Raw genomic sequence first — 19,880 nt, forward strand, 5'->3', positions numbered from 1 at the left:
GGTCGTGTCCGGCCTGCCTACGGGCCTACGCGCCCACGGGCCTGCCGGGCCACGGACCTACGGGCGGAAGCGGATCACGCTCGGGTCGTGGTCGCTGTTCTGGTCCGCGAACTCCGCGTTGATGTGGACGATGTCCAGGTTGTAGTCCTTGACCGCCGGGCTCACCAGGATCTGGTCGAGTATCTGCGAGTTGCCCTGGTAGACGTACGAGTAGCGCTCGTTCTTCGGCAGTGAGTACGCCGTCGCCGACAGGACCTTGCCGTCGGTGAGGATCTTCGCGGTGTCGGAGAACTCGAAGTCGTTCAGGTCGCCGAGCACGACGACCTCCGCGTTCTTCTGGACCGAACGGATCTTCTTCACAAAGGAGTTCACGGCCTTGGCCTGCTCGTGGCGGGCCGTCTCGGAGCTGCGCGTGGGCGGCTGGTACTGGGAGTCCAGCGCCTGGTCGCCGCCCTTCGACCCGAAGTGGTTCGCGACCAGGAAGACCTGCTTGCCACGGAAGGTGAACTCCCCGGCGAGCGGCTTGCGGCTGTTGTTCCAGGCCGGGTCGGCCGGGTCGATGCGGCCGGGGGAGTACGTCAGTGCCGGCTTGCCGCTCTTCGACACGACATCGGTCGCGTTGGTCGCGGTGCCGCCCGCGCGGTCGGTGAAGCCGACCCGGTCCGGGTTGTAGAGGAAGCCCTGACGGATGTTGCCGCCGGGCTCACCGCCGTCGGCGAGGTCCACCGGGTCGATGGAGCGCCATGCGTACCGGGGGCCGCCCGCCGCGACGATCGCGTCGATGAACTTGCCGACGGTCACATCGGCGGCGACCACACCGTCGTTCTTGGCGCCGTCGTTGTCCTGGACCTCCTCGATCGCCACGATGTCGGGCGACGCCAGGTGGTCGACGATGCCGGCCGCGAGCTTGTCGAACTTGCTCTGCGGGTCCGTCGGGTCCAGGTTCTCCACGTTGTACGTGGCGACCGCCAGCTCGTCCTTCTTCTGCTTGCGCGTGACCTCGGGCTCGGTGCGGCCCGCCTTGACGGTGCCCAGTTGGCGGGCGGCGACCGTGTACGTGCCCGCGTACTGGTTGTAGTCCAGCGGACCCTCGGTCGTCCCGGTCAGCGAGTCCCCGACGTTCGCCACCGGGAAGGCCCCGGCGGCGGCCGGGGCCAGCGACTGGATCATCAGACGCCCGGTGTTCTGCGAGGTGTACGAGTTGTAGAGGGTGCCGCCGCGCGGAGTGGGGCGCTCGTTCGGCTTCACGGTGACCCACAGCTCGTGGTACGCGTCGGTGGCGCCGGTCACGCGCGAGGTGCCGATGCGGACGTTCATGCCCTCCAGCGACTCGTAGAGGTCGAGGGCGTACTTCTTCGGCCGCAGGGTCAGGCCGTTGATGCTGCCGCCGGCCGCCTTGTCACCGGCCGGGGCGAAGGCGCCGGGGACCGAGCGGGAGTCGATCACCACGGCCGCCGGTACCGCGTTGCCGTGCGAGACGACGGTCACGGTCGGCTTGCCGAGCTCGGTGACCGACTGGTTCCCGGAGGAGGCTCCGCCGGGAACGTACTCGTCGACCGTGGCGGAGACCGTCACCGCGTCGCCCACGGCGACGGTCGGCGCGGAACTGGTGAAGACGAAGACGCCCTCGCTGGTCGCGGGGTCGGCGTCGGGGTGCGGGTCCTGGAACCAGAAGCCCTTGGAGCCGGACGTACGGACACCCGTCACGATGCCGGGCACATCGGCCACCGCCTGCCCGGCCAGCGGGGAGACGCGGGTGGTGCCCTGGATGTCGTGGATCCGGACCCCGGCGGCGCCGGCCGACGCGGAGGTGGTGACGAGCAGACCGGCGGCGAGAGCGGCCGTGACCACGGCCGCCACGGCCGTCGATCTGTTGACGGAGAACGAGGGAACAGCAGGCATGACGGAACTCCGGGGGTGAGGGTCGAACGGAGGCGCAGAGCGAGGTTCTACGCGCGTCAATCTCTTGCGTGCGCAGGGGAGTTGTCAAGGGTCGGCAGGTGGACGAAACCTGACGAGTACATGAACCGGGCTGCATGGGTCGAAATGCGTCTACGCTGGGGCGCGCCCGAACCGAATGCAGTAACCGAATGCCCGAAGACCGTGCCCGCAGCGCCGGTCGGCCTCAGTCCCGAGGAGAACCACCGATGTCCGGAGACCGCCCCACCCTGCCGCCGGTGCGGCTGAACTCCGACGCGGAGCTCGCCCGTGACGCGCTGGCGTCCCCGCTCTTCGCGCGCGCCGTCCGGCTCGCCCGCTGGGCCGGACCTGCCACCCGCGTCGGCGCCGGCGGCGAGCTCGTCGACGAGCAACTGCCCGCGGCTGCCAGGGAGCTCGGCCTGGAGGCGGACGACGACGGCGCAGCCTGGGCGAGCGAGGCCTGGCGCCTGGCCGTCGACACCGGCCTCGTCGAGATCGAGGAGCCCGAGGAGGCAGAGGGGGAGGAGGACGGTGAGGGAACCGCCGCTCCCGGCGAGAACCTGGAACTGATCACTTCCGGGAGCCCCCAGGAGATCCTCGCGCTCTGGCTGGACGGTCTGGAGACCGTGCACGCCGACGCGATCGCCCCGCAGTTCGACGACTTCGCCGATCTGGTGGGCGAGGACGGCGAGATCGACTTCGACAAACTGGAGTGGGACCCGGAGGAGGAGGCCGACTTCCTCGACGGTGTCCTGGGGAATCTCTATCTGCTCACCGTGGCGGAGAGCGGCCCGGCGGACACCCCCGTGCCGCTGCCCGCGCTCGCCGCCTCGATGATCGTTCCCGATGACATGGGCGAGCCGACGGACGGTGTGCTGGAGCAGGTGTCCGAGGCGATGATGCGCCTCGACGACCAGTTCCGGCTGCTGGAGCCGATCGGGCTCGTCGAGTACCAGCCGGTCGACGAAGCGCTGATGGCGGAGGAGCCCGAGGATCCGGCGGAACCGGAGGCCGTGGACCCCGCGCTCGACGAGGAGGACGTCTCCCGGTACGGAATGGTCCGGCTCACCCCGCTCGGTCTGTACGGGATCCGTGCCCGGATGCTGGATGCCGGTGTCGACGCGCCCGCGGTCGGGGAACTGGCGGACAAGGACGCGGGCGCGCTGCTCGACGCCGTCGGGCACTTCCCGGAGACGGCGGCCCGTGCCGAGACCGTCCTGTGGCTGAACGGCCGCGAACCGGCCACCGCGGCACGGGAGTTGCTGGTCGCGGCGCGGGGCGTCGACCAGGGTGCGCCGCTGCGGCGGCTGCACTGTCAGCAGGCGCTCTCGCTGGTGGCCGACGAGGCCGCGGAGCACGAGGTGCGTGCGGTGCTCGACGACGCGGAACTGGGCGGGCTGGCCCGGGTCTGGCTCGCGGAGCGCGGCTCGGTGGACGTGCCGGCGCCGCCGGAGTCGATGATCTTCTGGCTGGCGATCGACACGCTCGCCGCACAGCTGGACGCGGACGGTGAGGTCGAGGAGCTACAGGGGCTCGTCGAGGGACTGACCGGGCAGCACAGCGGGTTCTTCGATGCCGCCTGGCGGGTGGACCACCCGGCGACGGCCGAGGTGCTGGAGGCGATGGGCAGGCTGCACCCGGACAAGAAGGCGGCGAAGGACGCCCGCAAGGCGGCCTTCAAGGCGCGGTCGCGGGCCTGAGAGCCGCGGGAGCCGTCCCGCCGGTGGCGCGGGACGGCTCCATGACGTGTCATGGCAGGGGAGGGCCGTCGGTGAGGACCGGGCGGCCGTCGTGGGGACGTCGGGAATCCCACGGGCCGAATGCCATGGGCTCCATCCCACGAGCCCGGTCCCGCGGGCCGAATCCCACGGACCCGGTCCCACGGGCCGAATCCACGGGCCCGGTCCCACGGGCCGAATCCCATGGGGCGTACGCCTTCCGCGCCGTACGCGGATATCCGGACACCCGCCGTCCCGTTCGCGATCAACGGCTCCCGGTGCCGCCGGAACCGTTGGTCCTGCCGCCGTGATCCGGTGTCCGGAGGCCGGCCGGCGGGACAGACATGGCGTGAGAGGGGCTCGCGGGCGCATACTGAGAGCAATGACTAAGTCAGCCGGATCCCGGCGCCACCTGCCCTCCAGTCCCTTCAACCGCCCGGCCCAAGCTGCCGCACCGATCGAGATCTTCGACGTGGGAGACCGGGTTTCGCATGATCAGTTCGGGCTCGGAAGAGTCATCGGAATCGAGGGCGACAACGACGCAGTGCTCATCGACTTCTCCGGGCGTCAGGGGAGGATTCTCAGCCCTTACGCCAAGCTGACCAAGCTCTGAGCCCCGCGAGGACCGGTCAGTTACGGGCCGGGCGCCTGCCCTTGATCATGAGGGCGGCGACCGGGACCGTACACACAGTGATCAATGCTCCCGCGAGGAAGGCGCTGGTCGCGCCCTCGGCGAGCACGGTGTGAGGTGACCCGGTGGCATGCCGGGTCGCCGTTCCGTACACCGTCACCAGGACGGACAGCCCGCGTGTGCCGCCGCTCAGCCACCGCAGGGTCCGGAGCAGTCCGGCGGCCGACCCTGCCTCGCGTGGCTGGATTCCGGTGAGGGTCGTCGCGTTCAGCGGCATGAGGCCCAGACCTACCCCGAGTCCCCGCAGCAACATCGGCCCCAGTAGCCCGGCGGCGTACCCTCCGGCCGGGCTCGGCCGGGACAGCCGGCACTCACTGCCCGCGGACAAGCAGGGGATTCCTCCGTTCGACGCTCGGTACGATGCGGGGGACGTCCCGGTTCGCGAGGAGCAGCTGATGCCGAAGCCGATGCGGGCCGATGCGCGCCGCAATTACGAACGCCTTCTGAAGGAGGCGGCCCGCGCTTTCGCGGAGCGGGGAGCCGATGCGTCCCTGGACGACATCGCGAAGCGTGCGGGGGTCGGATCGGGCACGCTCTACCGGCATTTCCCCACCCGGCAGGACCTGCTCGAAGGGGTCTATGTCGAGAGCATCGACGAACTTGCCGACCAGGCCGTCGAGTTCGGCGCGTCGGCGAGGGCGCCGGGTGACGCGCTGGCCGACTGGCTGCAGAAGCTGGCCGAGCAGATGATTCATCTCCGCGGTCTCAAGGCGCTGTTGGGCGCGGCGATGACCGACGGCACCTCACCGGTGATCTCGGACTGCGGTGGCCGCCTCAAGGAGACTGCGGGCGACCTCCTCGCCGCGGCGCAGCGGGCCGGCGCGGTGCGCGCGGATCTGAGGACCACGGAGATGCTGCGGCTCACGCATGCGGTGGCCACGGCGACGGAACTCGGTACGGGAGAGCCGGGTGAGGTCCGCCGCTATCTGGCGCTGATGACGGAGGGGATCAACGCGGGACCGCGTGACGTGGCATGAGCGAGGAAGAGCCGGAGCCGCTGCCCGAAACCGTGCAGGAGGGCCGCCGCCCGGTGCTCTGCCGGATGTGCGGCAGGGCGCTGACGGGCCGCGCCTCGCGGCGCACCGGACTGGGCCCGGCCTGTGACGCGAAACTGCATCCCGCGCGGCCGGAGATCCGGTCCCGCCGCCACGAGGTGGACCAGGACCCGCTGCCCGGCGTCGAGTGAGCCGGGCAGGGATCCGGGGAGCGCTCGGGGATTCCCGCCCCGCTCAGGCCGCGGGCTCGATCCCGCCCTGTATGGCGGCGGCCCACTCCACGAGCAGGATCTCGTAGTCCTCCGACGGCCACTCGCCGTCCGCCGGCTGGGCGTCGACGAGCCTGCGGATGGCGTCGTTGGCCTCGGAGGCGGAAGAAGTGGTGGGCATGCGAACAAGGCTACGGCCTGCCACTGACAGTGAACCCTCATTTGCGCGTGGTGTCGGTCACGTGTTCCGCGAAGGGGCGTGGTATCGGTCACGTGTGCCGGGTGTCACGTCGCCTGCCAGGGCTAACACCTCTCTGTGGAGACCGAGTTCGAGCCTGTGGGGTTGCCTGCGGGCGGTGCGATCCAGCTCACTCCGGGCCGGTTCCGAGCGGCGGTCGCGCGGGCTGGAGCGTGTCCAGCCGGACGCGTCCGTCGCGTACCGCGTCGGTCAGCGAGAGCCCGCCCCCGCTGATCGCGATGCAGGTGTCGGCGTCGAGGGTGAGCCGGGCGTCGGGGCGGTCGGCGGGGCCGTCGCCGTAGAGGGGTTCGCCGCCGTCGGTGCGCACATGGAACACCCCTTCGTCCAGGTGGACTTCGACCACCCCGGCGCCCAGGCCGTCCAGGTGCCGCACCAGCGGGACGGCGAACCAGTGCGCGCGCAGCGCGTCGGTCGGCCGCCGTTCGGTCAGCGCGGGGGTGCCCCAGTCGGCCAGTGCGGTGAGCACCGGCAGCAACTCGCGCCCCCGTGCGGTGAGTTCGTACACGGTCGCGGCGCCGGGCGGCGGCAGTCGGCGGCGGGTCGCCAGCTCCTCGCGCTCCATGTCCTTCAGCCGTGAGGCGAGTACGTCCGTACTGACGCCCGGCAGATCGGCGTGGAGGTCGGTGTAGCGGCGGGGGCCCGCCAGGAGTTCGCGGACGATCAGCAGGGTCCACCGGTCCCCGACGGCGTCGAGAGCACGGGCGGCGGCGCAGTACTGGTCGTAACTTCGGCGTGGCATGCGACGCAGTCTAGACAAGAAGTTGGACTTTCCAAGCTGTGACTTGGTAAAACCAAGTGAAGCAAGTGAGACCTGGGAGGGTCACGGCATGGAGTTCCGCCAGTCGAACAAATTGAGTGAGGTCTGCTACGAGATCCGGGGCCCGGTGATCGAACACGCCAACGCGCTGGAGGAGGCAGGCCACAGCGTGCTGCGCCTGAACACCGGTAACCCCGCGCTCTTCGGCTTCGAGGCGCCGGAGGGGATCGTCCAGGACATGATCAGGATGCTGCCCCAGGCCCACGGGTACACCGACTCCAGGGGGATCCTCTCCGCCCGCCGCGCCGTCGCCCAGCGCTACCAGGCGCTCGGGCTCGCCGAGGTCTCCGTCGACGACATCTTCCTCGGCAACGGGGTCTCCGAACTCATCTCGATGGCGGTCCAGGCGCTGCTGGAGGACGGGGACGAAGTCCTCATCCCCGCACCCGACTTCCCGCTCTGGACGGCCGTCACCACGCTGGCCGGCGGCAAGGCCGTGCACTACATGTGCGACGAGTCCGCGGACTGGTACCCGGACCTCGACGACATGGCGTCGAAGATCACCGACCGCACGAAGGCCCTGGTGATCATCAACCCCAACAACCCCACCGGGGCGGTCTATCCGCGGGAGATCATCGAGGGCATGCTCGATCTCGCCCGCCGCCACGGGCTGATGGTCTTCGCCGACGAGATCTACGACCAGATCGTCTACGACGACGCCGTCCACCACAGCGCGGCGGCCCTCGCGCCCGATCTGGTCGTCCTGACCTTCAGCGGTCTGTCGAAGTCCTACCGCGTCGCGGGCTTCCGCTCCGGCTGGCTGGTCGTCACCGGGCCGAAGCAGCACGCGAAGAGCTACCTGGAGGGGCTGACGATGCTCGCCTCCATGCGGCTGTGCCCCAACGCTCCCGCGCAGTACGCCATTCAGGCCGCGCTGGGCGGCCGTCAGTCCATCCGTGACCTGACGGTCCCGGGGGGCAGGCTGTACGAACAGCGCGACACGGCGTGGGAGAAGCTCAACGAGATCCCGGGCGTGTCCTGTGTGAAGCCGAAGGGCGCGCTGTACGCGTTCCCGCGCCTCGACCCGAAGGTCCACAAGATCCACGACGACGAGAAGTTCGTACTGGACCTGCTGCTCCGGGAGAAGATCCAGGTCGTCCAGGGCACCGGCTTCAACTGGCCGCGCCCCGACCACTTCCGGATCCTGACCCTCCCGTACGCCGACGACCTCGACGCGGCGATCAGCCGCATCGGCCGCTTCCTGAACGGGTACCGGCAGTGATCCCGTGCGGCGCGGAAGCGGGGGCCGGAGCGGCGCGGCCCCGGCCTCCGCGGCGCTCCGCCCGGTCCTACAGTGCCTGAGCTGCCGGTTTGACCATCCCGCGGACCGTGCGGGACTTCACGAAGTCGCCCACCGCGGTCATCTCCCACTCCCCGGAGAACTGCCTGATCAGCTTGGCCATCAGCACGCCCGTCTGCGGCTCGGTGCCGGTCAGGTCGAAGCGGACCAGTTCCTCGTCGGTCTGCGCGTCGATCAGGCGGCAGTAGGCCTTGGCCACCTCGGTGAACTTCTGGCCGGTGAAGGAGTTGACCGTGAAGAACAAGGCCGTCGCCTCTGCGGGGATCTTGCCGAGGTCGACCACGATCACCTCGTCGTCGCCCGCGCCCTCGCCCGTGAGGTTGTCGCCGGAGTGCTTGACCGCGCCGTCGAGGATCGAGAGCTTGCCGAAGTAGCAGCTGTCCAGGTGGTTGCGCTGCGGACCGAAGGCCATGACCGAGGCGTCGAGGTCGATGTCCTTGCCACGGAACGCGGGCTCCCAGCCGAGGCCCATCTTGACCTTCGACAGGAGCGGCTTGCCGGCCTTGACCAGCGACACCGTCTGGTTCTTCTGGAGACTGACCCGGCCCTTGTCGAGGTTGATCCGGCCGGTGGCCGCGGGTGCGGCCGGAGGCGGCGCGGGGGCGGCCACCGGGGCCGCGGCGATCCTCGGGTCCACCGGCGGGACCGGCGGTGCGGGCGGCATCTGTGGTGCGGGCGGAGCAGCCACCGCCGGGGCGGGGGCTGCCTCGGGCTCCTCGACCGATACGCCGAAGTCCGTGGCGATGCCCGCCAGCCCGTCGGCATACCCCTGCCCGACCGCGCGCACCTTCCACGCGCCGTTGCGCAGGTAGATCTCCACGATGACCAGAGCGGTCTCCGTGCCCAGCCGGGGCGGGGTGAAGGAGGCCAGCGTGCTGCCGTCGTCCGCCCCGCGGACGGTGGCCGTGGGCTCGATGCCCTGGAAGGTTTGGCCCGCCGCGTCGGGGCTCGCGGTGACGATGATCTTCTCGATGCTCGCGGGAACGGCGTCCGTGTCCACCACGATCGCGTCCGGCGCCGAACCACCGCCCGAGCGGTGGCTCACCCCCGGGCCGGACGGCTGGTTGTAGAAGATGAAGTCGCCGTCGGAGCGGACCTTGCCGTCGGCGGTGAGCAGCAGGCCCGACACGTCGAGCCGCACCGGAGCGGTCACGTCCACCGCGATACGGGAGGCCGTGAGCGGGATGTTCGAGCCAGGGGTCATTGCGGTCATGTCCGGAGGAACGAGCGACGGGGCTTTACAGTTCCTTGAACCTTTTTCGCTACCGGTCAGCGTCCGGGCAGTACGACGATCTTCCGGCCCAGTCCCGCCCTGAACCGGTCCAGCGCCGCCGGGTAGCTCGCCAGCGGCAGCCGGTCGCTGATGAAGACCTCCGGGTCCAGCACCCCCGCGGCGAACAGCTCGGCCGCCCGCTCGTAACTGTGCAGCACCGCCATCGAACCGGTGATGGTGATCTCCTGGTTGTAGATCCGGTACGGGTCGATGGTGGCCCGTGCCGCGTAGTCGGCGACGCCGAACTGCAGATACGTACCGGCCTTCGCCACCCGCCCCAGACCGTCCTGGATCGCCGCGGCGTTCCCCGTGGCATCGATGACGACGTCCCAGCCCTGCGGTGCCCGGTCCAGTTCGTCCGCGCCCCCGGCCGCCGCCGAGCAGCCCAGCTTCCGGGCGGTGGTGAGCCGCTCCGCGTTGATGTCGACGATGTCCACGCTCGCCGCACCCGTCCGCTTGGCCAGCTCCAGCATCATCAGCCCCATGGTCCCCGAGCCGTAGATCAGCACATGGGAGCCGAGCCTGCTGTTCAGTACGTCGTAGCCGCGCACCGCGCAGGACAGCGGTTCGACGAGCGCCGCGTCCTCGGTACGCACATGGTCGGGCAGCCTGACGCAGTTGGCTGCGGGCGCCACCGCGTACTCGGCCGCGCCGCCCGCCGTGGTCACCCCGATCGCCGCCCACTTCTCGCACATGTTGTTGTGGCCGAGACGGCAGTAGCGGCACTCGAAGCAGTACAGGGAAGGGTCGACGGCCACCCGGTCACCGGCCGCCGGCGACGTGACCTCGGCGCCGACGGCCACGACCGTGCCGGCGAACTCGTGGCCGGGCACCACCGGCAGCGTGGGCGCGAACTCGCCCTGCAGGATGTGCAGATCGGTACCGCACAGCCCGCAGGCGGCCACCTCCACCACCACGTCGCGCGGTCCCGGAGTGGGGTCCGGCACCTCCCCGTACCCGACCTTGCCGACGGATTCGATGATGGCGGCCTTCATTTCACGGCTCCCAGTGAGAGGCCCTGGACCAGCTTGTCCTGGGCGGCGAACCCCGCGGCGAGCACCGGCAGGGAGACGACGAGCGACGCGGCGCACACCTTCGCCAGGAACAGTCCCTGGCTGGTGATGAACCCGGTCAGGAACACGGGCGCGGTCTGGGCGACCACGCCGGTGAGCACCCGGGCGAAGAGCAGTTCGTTCCAGCTGAAGATGAAGCAGATCAGCGCGGTGGCCGCGATACCGGGCGCGGAGATCGGGGCGACGATCCGGGTGAGGATCACCGGCAGCCGGGCGCCGTCGACCCGTGCGGCCTCGATGACGGCGACCGGTACCTCTGCGAGGAAGGACTGCATCATCCACACCGCGATCGGCAGATTCATCGAGGTGTAGAGGATGACCAGCATCCAGATGTTGTCGAGCATCCCGGTGTTCTTCGCGAACAGGTAGATCGGCAGCAGACCGGCCACCACCGGCAGCATCTTCGTGGAGAGGAAGAAGAACAGCACGTCCGTCCACTTCTTCACCGGCCGGATGGACAGCGCGTACGCCGCGGGCATCGCGAGCAGCAGCACGCACAGCGTCGAAACCACCGATGCCACGGCCGAGTTGGTCAGTGCGGGCCAGGGGGTCGCGCCGCCGCCCGCGCCGAAGAAGTCGCGGTAGCCGTCGAGGGTGAGGGAGGCGGCGAGCGACGGTGGGTTGGTGGCCGCGTCCGCCTCGGAGTGGAAGGAGGTCAGCGCCATCCAGGCGACCGGGAGGAAGAAGAGGATCCCGGCCAGCCAGGCCAGCAGCCCCAGCGCGGCGCCTCCGGTGCGGGCGGCGCCCTTCGGCCCTGTGGAGTGCGGGGACTTCATGCTCGGGATGCCTCCTCGTTGAAGAGGGACGAGACCACGCGGAGCGCGAAGGTCGCGACGATGATCGTGCCGATGACGACCAGCACACCGGCGGCGGACGCGAGTCCGTTCTCGTGTGCCTGGTAGAAGGCCTGGTAGACGGTGTAGGGCAGGTTCGCGGTGCCCAGCCCGCCCGAGGTGATCGTGAAGACGGCGTCGAAGTTCTGCACGATGTAGATCGAGCCGAGCAGCGCGCCCAGTTCGAGGTACCGCCGCAGGTGGGGCAGTGTCAGATGACGGAAGATCTGCCAGCTGCCCGCCCCGTCGATCCGGGCCGCCTCGATCAGCTCCGGGGAGCGGCTCTGCAGTCCGGCCAGCAGGATCAGCATCATGAACGGCGTCCACTGCCAGACCAGCGCCGCCTCGACCGCGAGCAGCGGGGTGCGGGAGATCCAGTCGGGCTGGGGTGCTCCACCGCCGCCCACCCAGTGCAGCAGCCCGTTGAAGAGCCCGTACTCCGGGTTGTAGAGCACGTGCTTCCACAGCAGCGCCGCCGCCACCGGGACCAGCAGGAACGGTGTGATCAGCAGCGTACGGACCAGGCCCCGGCCCTTGAAGCTGCGGTCCAGCAGCAGCGCCAGGACGAGCCCGAGCACCAGGCTGACGAGCACCACCGCCGCCGTCAGCAGCACCGTGGTGAGGACCGACCTGCGCAGATCCGGGTCGGTGAGCACATCGGAGTAGTTGGCGAAGCCGGTGAAGTGTCTGGCCTCGGGGTAGAGGGCGTTCCAGTTGAAGAAGGAGATCACCACCGTGGCCACGAAGGGCAGTTGGGTGACCACGACCATGAAGATCAGCGCCGGGAGCAGCGGGGCGCGGGTGGCCCAGGCGCGGAGCCGGCCGCCGGACGGGGGTAACAGGCGGGGCGCGGGGGGAGCGGCTGTCGCGGTCATCGTCCCTCGTACTCCTTCGCGATCTTCTCGGCCAGCCGCTGGGACGCGGCGAGGGCCGAACCGACGGACCGGCGTCCGGCGATGGCCGCACTGATCTCCTGGGAGACCTTGGTGCCGAGATCGGTGAACTCCGGGATCCCCACGAACTGGATGCCGGGCGCGGGCCTCGGCTGCACCCCCGGGTCGTTCGGCCTGGCGCTCCGGATGGCGGCGAGGGTGACGTCCCCGAAGGCGGCGGACGCCTTGCGGTAGGCGGGGTCGGCATAGGTCGACGCGCGCTTCCCGGCCGGGGCGTCGGACCAGCCGCTCTCCTTGCCGACCAGTTCCTCGTACCCCTTGCCGGAGGCCCAGGAGATGAACTTCCAGGCGTTGTCGGGGTGGTGGGCCGTCTTCTGGATGCCCCAGGCCCAGGTGTAGAGCCAGCCGGAACTGTCCGTCTTCTCGACCGGCGCGGGCACGTATCCGATCTTGCCCTTGACCGGGGACGACGCCGACTCCAGCGAACCGGCGGCCGATGTCGCGTCGTACCACATCGCGGTCCTGGACTGGGTGAGGTCGTTGAGGCACTCCGCGAACCCGGACTGCGCCGCCCCCGACTCACCGTGCTCGCGTACCAGCCGGACATAGAACTCGACGGCCTGCTCGAACGCGGGGGAGTCGAGGCGCGCCTTCCAGTCCTTGTCGAACCAGGTGCCGCCGAAGGTGTTGACGACCGTGGTCAGCGGGGCGATCAGTTCGCCCCAGCCGGGCAGTCCGCGCAGGCAGATGCCCTTCATCCCCGGCTGCGCCCCGTCGGCCCGCGCCGCCAGATCGGCGACCTGGGTCCAGGTGGGGTGGGGCGGCATGGTCAGCCCCTTCTTCGCGAAGACGTCCTTGCGGTACATGAGGAAGGAGGACTCGCCGTAGAAGGGTTCGCCGTAGAGCTTCTTGTCGTCGCCGGTGAGGGACTGGCGCAGCGCGGGGAGGATGTCCTGCTGGTCGAACGTCCGGTCCGCGGACGCGTACGGTCCCAGGTCGTGCAGCCACCCGTTCCTCGCGTAGATCGGGATCTCGTAGTTGCTCAGGGTCGCGACGTCGTACTGGCCGGCCTGGTTGGCGAAGTCCTGGCTGATCTTGTCGCGTACGTCGTTCTCGGGCAGGACCGTGAAGTTGACCCGGATGCCGGTCTCGCGGGTGAAGTGCGTGGCGGTGAGCTTCTGCAACTCGGTCATCTGCGGGTTGTTGACCATCAGTACGTTGATGGCGCCGTTGGCGCCGTTGGCGCCGGACCCGGCTCCTCCCGCGCCGGTCCAGCAACCGGGGACCAGGCTGATGAGCAGCGTCCCCGCGGCGGCCCGCGCGAGCAGCGTGCGTGACCTCCGTCGGCTCTGGCTTCGCATGGATTGCTCCTCGGGTGGATCGTCAGACGCGGATGACCTGCGGCCCCAGCAGGGAGTAGCGATGGGCCTCCGACGTGGGCAGCAGCGTGCTCGTGACGATGGCCTCGAAGTCGGTGATCTCGGCGAACCGGCAGAAGCCGGCGGCGCCGAACTTGGTGTGGTTCCCGACGAACACCCGGCGTCTGGCGGCCCTGACCGCCTGTGCCTTGACCTCGCCGACCGCCGGGTCGGGTGTCGTCAGGCCGTGTTCGCGGGAGATTCCGTTGGCGCCGATGAAGGCCAGATCGATGACGAATCCGGCCAGCATCCGGGTCGCCCAGTGGTCGACGGTGGCCAGGGTGCCCGACCGCAGCCGTCCGCCGAGCAGCAGCACGGTCGTCTGCTCGGCGTGCGCCAGCGCACCCGCCGTGACCAGGGACGCGGTGACCACCGTCAGCGGGCGGTCGTGCGGCAGCGCCTCGGCGATCAGCTGCGGGGTGAATCCCTCGTCGATGAAGACCGTTTCGGCGTCGCCGAGCAGCTGGGCCGCCGCGGTGGCGATCCGCCGTTTCTCCGGTACGTGCATCGTCGTGCGGAAGTCGAGCGTGGTCTCGAACCCCGCGCTCTCCACGGGGTAGGCGCCGCCGTGCGTGCGCCGGACCAGGCCGTGGTTCTCCAGGGCGTGCAGATCACGGCGGATGGTCTCCTTGGCGACCCGCAGCCGCACGGACAGTTCGGTGACATCGACCGACCCCGACTGCCGGGCGGCCAGGACGATCTCCCGCTGCCGCTGCTCCGCACTCATGACCACAGGACCTCCTCGGCGCTCTCGCTGGCTGTGAGGAGAGTTGTACAGCCGCCCGGCTGACGTGAATAGGGCAGGAACGGGCTCGATGGTGCCCGTTCCTGCCCGTTTCGGCGTCCGGTGCGCGGGCCCGACCTGGGTGGTCGGGCCCGTCCGGGCATGGCAGAGGCCCGCCCGGGTGCCGGGCGGGCCCGTTTGCTGCCCGGATCCGGACGAAGGTGGTCAGTGCGGCCAGATCGGCGGGTCGGTGAGGAACGGGCCGCCGAGGTGGCAGTGCGCCGGGTTCTCCGGGTCCAGCTCGCCCTGCTCGGCGATGAGCTTCGCCGCGTACGGCTCGGAGTCGTCCCGCGGTTCGTACCCGAGGGCCCGCGCCGACGAGAGGTCCCACCAGATACGGGTGTTGGCGGAGGAGCCGTAGACCACCGAGTGTCCGACCTCCCCGGCCGTCAGCGCGGCGTGGAAGAGCCGGGCGCCGTCGTCCGGGCTCATCCAGACCGAGAGCATGCGTACCGAGGTCGGCTCCGCGAAGCAGGAGCCGATCCGTACGGAGACGGTTTCCTGGCCGAACTTGTCCCAGTACAGCTGGGCCAGGTCCTCGCCGAAGCACTTGGAGAGCCCGTAGTAGGTGTCGGGCCTGCGCGGGGTGTCGATCGGGATCAACGCGCCGGGATCGAGGGGCACTTCGCCCTCGGGGCTCGGCGTCCAGCCCACCGCGTGATTGGAGGAGGCGAAGACGATCCGTCCGACGCCCTCGGCGCGGGCCGCCTCGTAGAGGTTGTAGGTGCCCTCGATGTTGGCCCGGAGGATCTTGTCGAAGGAGGCTTCCAGGGAGATCCCGGCGAGATGGATGATCGCGTCGACGCCCCGCACGGCCTCGCGCAGCGCTTCCTTGTCGGCCAGGTCCGCGGTGATCGCCGTCGGCTCACCCTCGACCGGGACGGCATCGAAGAGGCGCAGCTCATAGCCGTACGCGGGCAGCAGGCCCCGCATCAGGGTGCCGAGGCCTCCGGCGGCTCCGGTGAGCAGGATGGTGCGGGGAGCGGGCATGAGCGGGTCTCTCCTCGATGGATCGGCTGAGTCCATGGACGGCATTCACATGCATGGACAAACTAAGGAGCCCCGCCGAGCCTCGTCAAGTGTGGCGTGGAGCGCCGGATTCCGCGCCTGTCTTGCTGTTTCCTGTCTCGACCGCCCTGTTTCCCGTCTTGACCGCCCCGGCCCCGCTGGCTTAGCGTAGCAATGTTCAGAAATATAGACACTGATCAGAACTGTGCACGACTGGATGACCCAGGGAGCGCCCGTGTCCTCAGCCCCGCTCGCCGGCCGACTTGACGGTCTGCTGTTCTTCCCCGTGACCGCCTACGGGGAAGACGGCGCCGTCGATCTCGATGCCTTCCGCGCGCATGTGCGCAGCGGTATCGACGCCGGCGCGGCCGCGGTCTTCGCCTGCTGCGGCACGGGCGAGTTCCACGCCCTCGGCCCGGAGGAGTTCGGCGCCGTCGTCGCCGCCGCTGTCGAGGCCGCGGCGGGCCGGGTGCCCGTGATCGCCGGGGCCGGATACGGGACGGCCCTCGCGGTCCGGTTCGCGAAGATCGCCGAGGAGGCCGGTGCGGACGGACTGCTCGCCATGCCGCCCTACCTGGTGCTCGCCGGCCAGGAAGGACTGCTGCGGCACTACTCGGCGCTCGCCGCGGCCACTTCGCTCGACATCATCGTCTACCAGCGCGACAACGCGGTGTTCACCCCCGAGACCGTCGTGGCCCTCGCACAGGTCGACGGAATCATCGGCCTCAAGGACGGGCACGGCGACCTCGACCTGATGCAGCGCATCATCAGCGCGGTACGCAGCGATCTCCCCGGCCGGGACTTCCTCTACTTCAACGGCCTGCCCACCGCCGAACTCACCGCCCTCGCCTACCGGGCCATCGGTGTGACGCTCTACTCGTCGGCCGTCTTCTGCTTCGCCCCCGACATCGCGCTCACCTTCTACCGCGCGCTGCGCGGCGGCGACGACGCCACCGCCAACCGGTTGCTGGACGCCTTCTACCGGCCGCTCGTCGAACTGCGCAACCAGGGCCGCGGATACGCCGTCTCCCTGATCAAGGCAGGGGTGCGGCTCGGCGGTCTGGACGTCGGCGAGGTCCGCCCGCCGCTCGGTGAACCCACCGCCGAGCACCTGGAGCAGCTGACCGCGATCGTCGCACGGGGCCGCGCCGTGGTGGCGGACGTGGCGGGCCGGGCCGCTGCCGGAACGGAGGACGCCGCGTGAAGACCTCCGTCTTCGTCTACCCCTGGGACATCGTCGGCGACCCGGACGCCGCCGACCGGATCGCCGGTCTCGGCGTCCAGCAGGTCACCCTCGCCTCCGCCTACCACTCGACGCGCGCCCTGACCCCGCGCCACCCGGACCACCGCATCGTGACGGCCGCCCACGCGTCCGTCCTCTACCCGGCCGCGGAGGAAGTCTGGGCCGGGCGGGCGCTGCGCCCGTACGCCGCCGGGGACTGGGCCCCCACCGCGGACCCGTACGGAGAGGCCGCCGCCGCGCTGGCCGGTGCCGGTCTGGAGGTGCACACCTGGGTGGTCCTCGCCCACAACTCCCGCCTGGGCACCGAGAATCCGGACATCGCGGTGGTCAACGCGTACGGCGACCGCTACTCCTGGGCCCCCTGCATCGCCCAGCCCGCCACCCGCGACTACCTCGTCACCCTGGCCGCCGAGGCCGCGGTGCGCCCCGGCGCGCGCGGCACCGAACTGGAGTCGCTCGGCTGGTACGGGCTCTCCCACCTGCACGCGCACGACAAGATCGCGGGGGTGGAACTCGGCGACGCCGGCCAGTACCTGATGTCGCTCTGCTTCTGCCCGGCCTGCGCCGACGGCTACCGCGGACTCGGCGTCGACGCCGAGGAGCTGAGGACAGCGGTCCGCCGCGCGCTGGAGCCGGTCTGGGCCACCGGCTCCTCGGCGGCCGGGCGGTCCGCGATCGAGAAGCTGCTCGGCGCCGATCTCGCCGCCGCCACTCTCGACTGGCGTACGCGCACCGCCCGCACGCTCCAGGAGCGGACCGTCGCCGCCGTACGCGCCGCCGCCGCTCCCGGCTTCCAGGTGCTGCTGCACGCCGATCCGGTCGCCCACCACTGCGGGGCGAACGTGGGCGTCGACCCCGAACACATCCTGGGCATCGCCGACGGGGTGGTGGTGCCCTGCACCGCCGGCCCCACGCTGCTCGCCCCGTTCGCCGTGCACCGTACGGAGCGGACGGTGCTGGCGGCCAACCTCACCGTGGTCTCCGGCATGGGTGGCAACCCGGCCGCGCTGGCCGAGGACGCCGCCCGCGCCGCCGGGCTCGGCGCGAACGAACTGCGGCTCTACCACGCCGGGTTGGCCTCCGAAACGGATCTCACACGCGTACGGGCCGCGCTGTCCTGACCCCCGTACGGGCCAGCGCGAGGGCCACCGCGAGACCGCTGACGGAGGCCACCGCCAGCAGTACGCGGACGTCCACCACGGCGACCAGCCCCGCGCCGAGTGCGAGGGCCACCGCGTTCGGAACGAACATCAGGCTGTTGGCGGTGGCCGCCGTACGCCCCAGTACGGCGGCCGGGGTCTCGCTCTGCACCGCGGTCAGCGCCGCGACCAGGACGCACGGCAGCCCGAAGCCAACCGCCGCACTGCTCACCAGGGCCGTCGTGTCGTACGGCAGTGCGCGCGCCCCGACCGCCGCCGCGAACACGGCGATCCCGGCGGCGGCGAAGACGCGGGGCGGGAGCCGGCGCATCAGCGGACCCGACAGAACGCCGATGGCGATGGAGCCGACCCCCTGCACCGAGTACAGCAGCCCGGCGTAGCCGGGGGAGTGGCCCAGCAGCCGGTCGACGACCGCGTAGATCATCGAGCCGTTGAGCCCGGCGACCAGCATCGTCGCCGAACCCGCGAGGACCAGCGGACGCAGCGTGGGGGAGCCGCGCAGGAAGCGGGCGCCCTCGATCGTGTCCCGCAGCCAGTGCGCGCCGGCGGGGCGCACCGGCTCGGCCTCCCGTACCCGGATCAGTGTGAAGATCACGGCCGCGAGGGCGAAGGTGACCGCGTCGAGCAGCGCCACGGCGGCTCCGCCGAACTGCACGAAGAGCCCGGCGCCCACCAGGGGCGAGACCAGTTTCATGCCCTCGGTGACGGTCATCCGCAGTCCGTTGAAGTCGCCGAGGAGATCCTTGTCGACGGCGGCGGCGACCAGCGCGGACTCGGCCGCGCCGCCCACCACGGTGTGCACGCCGTAGATCACCAGCACGGTGAAGAGGATCCAGATCCGGCCCGGCGAGTCCAGTGCGAGAAGCACCGGCATCAGCGCCGCCATCCCGAGATTCGTCACCACCAGCAGCGGCTTGCGGCGCACCCGGTCGGCGACCGTACCGATCAACGGCCCCACCAGGGACGGCGCCCACATGGCGAAGACGGCCAGCGCGGCGAGACTGTCCGACCCGGTCAGGGCCTTGACCCAGATGCCGGAGGCCAGCCACATGGCACTCGTGCCGAAGGCGTCGACGACCGCACCTGCCAGGTAGAGCCCCGCGTTACGGTCCCGCAGGACGCGTCCTATTGACCATTTCACCAGGTCAGCGTGGCAGCTGAGGGGGGTGCCCGAGATCGGGCGGCTGCCTTAGACCGACCGGCAATTGGGGGGCGGCGTCGCGTGGTCCGGCACGCACGCTCGCCGCGTTGTCGTCAATCACCATGGCTCCGCCATGCCTCAATCCTCCGCCTTGCGACCGCACGCACCGGACCCCGCTCCTTCACCCACCCCCCAATTGCCGGTCGGTCTTAGCCATGCACCCGGAAACGCCTTACGGCGAGGGGGGAGATGTACGGAGTCGTGGTCGTGAGGGCGGCGAAGCCGAGGCGCTGGAGGATCGGGCGGCTGTCGTCGGACGCGTCGACCTGGAGGAAGCGGTAGCCGCGTCCGGCCGCGAGCCGGGCGCGGTGCGCGACCAGGGCCCGGTAGATGCCCCGGCCGCGCCAGGCCGGGTCGGTGCCGCCGCCCCAGAGGCTCGCGAAGTCGGTGCCCGGATGGAATTCGACCCGGGCCGCGCAGACCGGTACGTCACCGGCCGTCGCCACCACCGCGGCGACCGACTCCGGGGCGTCCGTCACCTGGGCCAGTACCTGGTGCATGATCCGTGAGCCGTCCGTGCCGAAGGCCGCCCGGTGGGCGCGCGCCATGAGTTCCACGCCCGCGGCGTCGGTCACCGGGCGCAGGACGACGCCCTCGGGCAGCCGCACCTCGGTCGGCAGGTCCTTGACGTCGGCGACCATCAGGGTCTCCGGGGGCTCGGGCGTGAACCCGGCCGCCCGGAGCCGGTCCGCGAGATCGGCGGGGCGGTCGTGGGCGTACAGCTTCCACTCGAACTCGCGCTCCAGCGCGCCGAAGTGGCGCACCTGCCCGGCGATGGCCGCGTCCACCGTGTCCTCGTCCAGGTCCGACCAGACGACTGCGTTCCAGTCGGCGGCGTCCGCACCGGTCCGGCGCACCACACCGCCGACCCGCTCGGTCCGGCCCCCGGGGCCGTCCGGTGGCGCGTCCTGTCGCATCTGCCGGTCGAAGGCGGCCAGTACCGCACGGAGATCCATCCGCCCACTTCAGCAGGGTCACCCCGGCCCGGCAAACAGATTTCCCCGGCGACGGGACTCCCGGCAGCAGATTTCTCCGGCAACGGATGCGCAAAGAGTCTTGTGCAGCGGATGTGATGCGCGTAGACA

General features: G+C 70.6%; 20 protein-coding genes. 7 read left to right on the top strand and 13 right to left on the bottom strand.

From position 1 onward, the window contains the following. Positions 1–57: 57 nt before the first annotated feature. Entirely contained in the window at positions 58–1,902 is a 1,845-nt protein-coding gene (locus NBY69_RS25795; protein WP_250303887.1) for an endonuclease/exonuclease/phosphatase family protein, read from the bottom strand. Between the two features lie 245 nt (positions 1,903–2,147). On the opposite strand from NBY69_RS25795, the gene NBY69_RS25800 reads away from it, so the two are divergent. Then, a complete protein-coding gene (locus NBY69_RS25800; protein WP_250303888.1) occupies positions 2,148–3,620 on the top strand; it encodes a hypothetical protein in 1,473 nt (490 codons plus the stop codon). Positions 3,621–4,020: 400 nt separating this feature from the next. Next, positions 4,021–4,251 carry a CarD family transcriptional regulator gene (locus NBY69_RS25805; RefSeq protein WP_164267523.1) on the top strand — a complete coding sequence of 77 codons (231 nt, stop codon included), beginning with the start codon at positions 4,021–4,023 and terminating at the stop codon, positions 4,249–4,251. A gap of 16 nt (positions 4,252–4,267) precedes the next feature. On the opposite strand, the gene NBY69_RS25810 is transcribed toward NBY69_RS25805, so the two are convergent. Further along, positions 4,268–4,546 carry a hypothetical protein gene (locus NBY69_RS25810; RefSeq protein WP_308409502.1) on the bottom strand — a complete coding sequence of 93 codons (279 nt, stop codon included), beginning with the start codon at positions 4,544–4,546 and terminating at the stop codon, positions 4,268–4,270. Positions 4,547–4,724: 178 nt separating this feature from the next. Here NBY69_RS25810 and NBY69_RS25815 point away from each other — a divergent pair, with 178 nt between their 5' ends. Together NBY69_RS25815 and NBY69_RS25820 are read left to right on the top strand one after the other, a co-directional pair. After that, positions 4,725–5,306 carry a TetR/AcrR family transcriptional regulator gene (locus NBY69_RS25815; protein ID WP_250303889.1) on the top strand — a complete coding sequence of 194 codons (582 nt, stop codon included), beginning with the start codon at positions 4,725–4,727 and terminating at the stop codon, positions 5,304–5,306. After that, entirely contained in the window at positions 5,303–5,515 is a 213-nt protein-coding gene (locus tag NBY69_RS25820; RefSeq protein ID WP_250303890.1) for a DUF6011 domain-containing protein, read from the top strand. Before NBY69_RS25815 ends, NBY69_RS25820 begins: the two co-directional genes overlap by 4 nt. Positions 5,516–5,558: 43 nt before the next feature. On the opposite strand, the gene NBY69_RS25825 is transcribed toward NBY69_RS25820, so the two are convergent. Together NBY69_RS25825 and NBY69_RS25830 are read right to left on the bottom strand one after the other, a co-directional pair. Then, positions 5,559–5,714 (bottom strand): hypothetical protein, encoded by a 156-nt coding sequence (locus NBY69_RS25825; RefSeq protein ID WP_250303891.1) that lies wholly within the window; start codon positions 5,712–5,714, stop codon positions 5,559–5,561. A gap of 187 nt (positions 5,715–5,901) precedes the next feature. Beyond that, positions 5,902–6,531 carry a helix-turn-helix domain-containing protein gene (locus NBY69_RS25830; RefSeq protein WP_250303892.1) on the bottom strand — a complete coding sequence of 210 codons (630 nt, stop codon included), beginning with the start codon at positions 6,529–6,531 and terminating at the stop codon, positions 5,902–5,904. A gap of 88 nt (positions 6,532–6,619) precedes the next feature. Here NBY69_RS25830 and NBY69_RS25835 point away from each other — a divergent pair, with 88 nt between their 5' ends. Beyond that, positions 6,620–7,831, top strand: coding sequence for a pyridoxal phosphate-dependent aminotransferase (locus tag NBY69_RS25835; RefSeq protein WP_250303893.1), 1,212 nt, complete (start codon positions 6,620–6,622; stop codon positions 7,829–7,831). A 67-nt stretch (positions 7,832–7,898) separates the two neighbouring features. Here the strand turns inward: NBY69_RS25835 and NBY69_RS25840 are convergent, their stop codons facing one another. From NBY69_RS25840 to NBY69_RS25870, 7 genes are all read right to left on the bottom strand, one after another. Then, positions 7,899–9,122, bottom strand: coding sequence for a TerD family protein (locus tag NBY69_RS25840; RefSeq protein ID WP_250303894.1), 1,224 nt, complete (start codon positions 9,120–9,122; stop codon positions 7,899–7,901). A 56-nt stretch (positions 9,123–9,178) separates the two neighbouring features. Continuing rightward, positions 9,179–10,177, bottom strand: coding sequence for a zinc-dependent alcohol dehydrogenase family protein (locus NBY69_RS25845; protein ID WP_250303895.1), 999 nt, complete (start codon positions 10,175–10,177; stop codon positions 9,179–9,181). After that, positions 10,174–11,031, bottom strand: coding sequence for a carbohydrate ABC transporter permease (locus NBY69_RS25850; RefSeq protein ID WP_250303896.1), 858 nt, complete (start codon positions 11,029–11,031; stop codon positions 10,174–10,176). The genes NBY69_RS25845 and NBY69_RS25850 overlap by 4 nt, the downstream gene beginning before the upstream one ends. Next, positions 11,028–11,963: a carbohydrate ABC transporter permease gene (locus tag NBY69_RS25855; protein ID WP_250303897.1), complete on the bottom strand. Its 936-nt coding sequence runs from the start codon at positions 11,961–11,963 to the stop codon at positions 11,028–11,030. The genes NBY69_RS25850 and NBY69_RS25855 overlap by 4 nt, the downstream gene beginning before the upstream one ends. Then, positions 11,960–13,342 carry a sugar ABC transporter substrate-binding protein gene (locus NBY69_RS25860; RefSeq protein ID WP_250303898.1) on the bottom strand — a complete coding sequence of 461 codons (1,383 nt, stop codon included), beginning with the start codon at positions 13,340–13,342 and terminating at the stop codon, positions 11,960–11,962. Before NBY69_RS25860 ends, NBY69_RS25855 begins: the two co-directional genes overlap by 4 nt. 22 nt (positions 13,343–13,364) lie before the next feature. After that, positions 13,365–14,126 carry a DeoR/GlpR family DNA-binding transcription regulator gene (locus NBY69_RS25865; protein ID WP_250303899.1) on the bottom strand — a complete coding sequence of 254 codons (762 nt, stop codon included), beginning with the start codon at positions 14,124–14,126 and terminating at the stop codon, positions 13,365–13,367. A gap of 222 nt (positions 14,127–14,348) precedes the next feature. Beyond that, positions 14,349–15,173, bottom strand: a complete 825-nt coding sequence (locus tag NBY69_RS25870) for an NAD(P)-dependent oxidoreductase (RefSeq protein WP_250303900.1) — start codon at positions 15,171–15,173, stop codon at positions 14,349–14,351. 253 nt (positions 15,174–15,426) lie between these two features. On the opposite strand from NBY69_RS25870, the gene NBY69_RS25875 reads away from it, so the two are divergent. Both NBY69_RS25875 and NBY69_RS25880 read left to right on the top strand, forming a co-directional pair. Continuing rightward, the gene (locus NBY69_RS25875) at positions 15,427–16,395 is read left to right on the top strand and encodes a 5-dehydro-4-deoxyglucarate dehydratase (protein WP_250303901.1); all 969 of its coding nucleotides are present in this window, start codon (positions 15,427–15,429) and stop codon (positions 16,393–16,395) included. Further along, complete coding sequence (locus NBY69_RS25880) at positions 16,392–17,555, top strand: hypothetical protein (protein ID WP_250303902.1); 1,164 nt, start codon at positions 16,392–16,394, stop codon at positions 17,553–17,555. Before NBY69_RS25875 ends, NBY69_RS25880 begins: the two co-directional genes overlap by 4 nt. Here the strand turns inward: NBY69_RS25880 and NBY69_RS25885 are convergent. Together NBY69_RS25885 and NBY69_RS25890 are read right to left on the bottom strand one after the other, a co-directional pair. After that, positions 17,527–18,735, bottom strand: coding sequence for an MFS transporter (locus NBY69_RS25885; protein ID WP_250303903.1), 1,209 nt, complete (start codon positions 18,733–18,735; stop codon positions 17,527–17,529). The two genes, NBY69_RS25880 and NBY69_RS25885, sit on opposite strands and share 29 nt — an antisense overlap. 209 nt (positions 18,736–18,944) lie before the next feature. Beyond that, positions 18,945–19,751 carry a GNAT family N-acetyltransferase gene (locus tag NBY69_RS25890; RefSeq protein WP_250303904.1) on the bottom strand — a complete coding sequence of 269 codons (807 nt, stop codon included), beginning with the start codon at positions 19,749–19,751 and terminating at the stop codon, positions 18,945–18,947. Positions 19,752–19,880 lie beyond the last annotated feature (129 nt).

It is taken from the genome of Streptomyces sp. A 4/2 (assembly GCF_940670765.1).
GTDB lineage: Bacteria > Actinomycetota > Actinomycetes > Streptomycetales > Streptomycetaceae > Streptomyces.

Excerpts from the sequence above, each read along its gene's own strand:
- NBY69_RS25795 (WP_250303887.1), bottom strand. The coding sequence starts at position 1,902 with ATGCCTGCTGTTCCCTCGTTCTCCGTCAACAGATCGACGGCCGTGGCG.
- NBY69_RS25800 (WP_250303888.1), top strand. The coding sequence starts at position 2,148 with ATGTCCGGAGACCGCCCCACCCTGCCGCCGGTGCGGCTGAACTCCGAC.
- NBY69_RS25805 (WP_164267523.1), top strand. The coding sequence starts at position 4,021 with ATGACTAAGTCAGCCGGATCCCGGCGCCACCTGCCCTCCAGTCCCTTC.
- NBY69_RS25810 (WP_308409502.1), bottom strand. The coding sequence starts at position 4,546 with ATGCCGCTGAACGCGACGACCCTCACCGGAATCCAGCCACGCGAGGCA.
- NBY69_RS25815 (WP_250303889.1), top strand. The coding sequence starts at position 4,725 with ATGCCGAAGCCGATGCGGGCCGATGCGCGCCGCAATTACGAACGCCTT.
- NBY69_RS25820 (WP_250303890.1), top strand. The coding sequence starts at position 5,303 with ATGAGCGAGGAAGAGCCGGAGCCGCTGCCCGAAACCGTGCAGGAGGGC.
- NBY69_RS25825 (WP_250303891.1), bottom strand. The coding sequence starts at position 5,714 with ATGCCCACCACTTCTTCCGCCTCCGAGGCCAACGACGCCATCCGCAGG.
- NBY69_RS25830 (WP_250303892.1), bottom strand. The coding sequence starts at position 6,531 with ATGCCACGCCGAAGTTACGACCAGTACTGCGCCGCCGCCCGTGCTCTC.
- NBY69_RS25835 (WP_250303893.1), top strand. The coding sequence starts at position 6,620 with ATGGAGTTCCGCCAGTCGAACAAATTGAGTGAGGTCTGCTACGAGATC.
- NBY69_RS25840 (WP_250303894.1), bottom strand. The coding sequence starts at position 9,122 with ATGACCGCAATGACCCCTGGCTCGAACATCCCGCTCACGGCCTCCCGT.
- NBY69_RS25845 (WP_250303895.1), bottom strand. The coding sequence starts at position 10,177 with ATGAAGGCCGCCATCATCGAATCCGTCGGCAAGGTCGGGTACGGGGAG.
- NBY69_RS25850 (WP_250303896.1), bottom strand. The coding sequence starts at position 11,031 with ATGAAGTCCCCGCACTCCACAGGGCCGAAGGGCGCCGCCCGCACCGGA.
- NBY69_RS25855 (WP_250303897.1), bottom strand. The coding sequence starts at position 11,963 with ATGACCGCGACAGCCGCTCCCCCCGCGCCCCGCCTGTTACCCCCGTCC.
- NBY69_RS25860 (WP_250303898.1), bottom strand. The coding sequence starts at position 13,342 with ATGCGAAGCCAGAGCCGACGGAGGTCACGCACGCTGCTCGCGCGGGCC.
- NBY69_RS25865 (WP_250303899.1), bottom strand. The coding sequence starts at position 14,126 with ATGAGTGCGGAGCAGCGGCAGCGGGAGATCGTCCTGGCCGCCCGGCAG.
- NBY69_RS25870 (WP_250303900.1), bottom strand. The coding sequence starts at position 15,173 with ATGCCCGCTCCCCGCACCATCCTGCTCACCGGAGCCGCCGGAGGCCTC.
- NBY69_RS25890 (WP_250303904.1), bottom strand. The coding sequence starts at position 19,751 with ATGGATCTCCGTGCGGTACTGGCCGCCTTCGACCGGCAGATGCGACAG.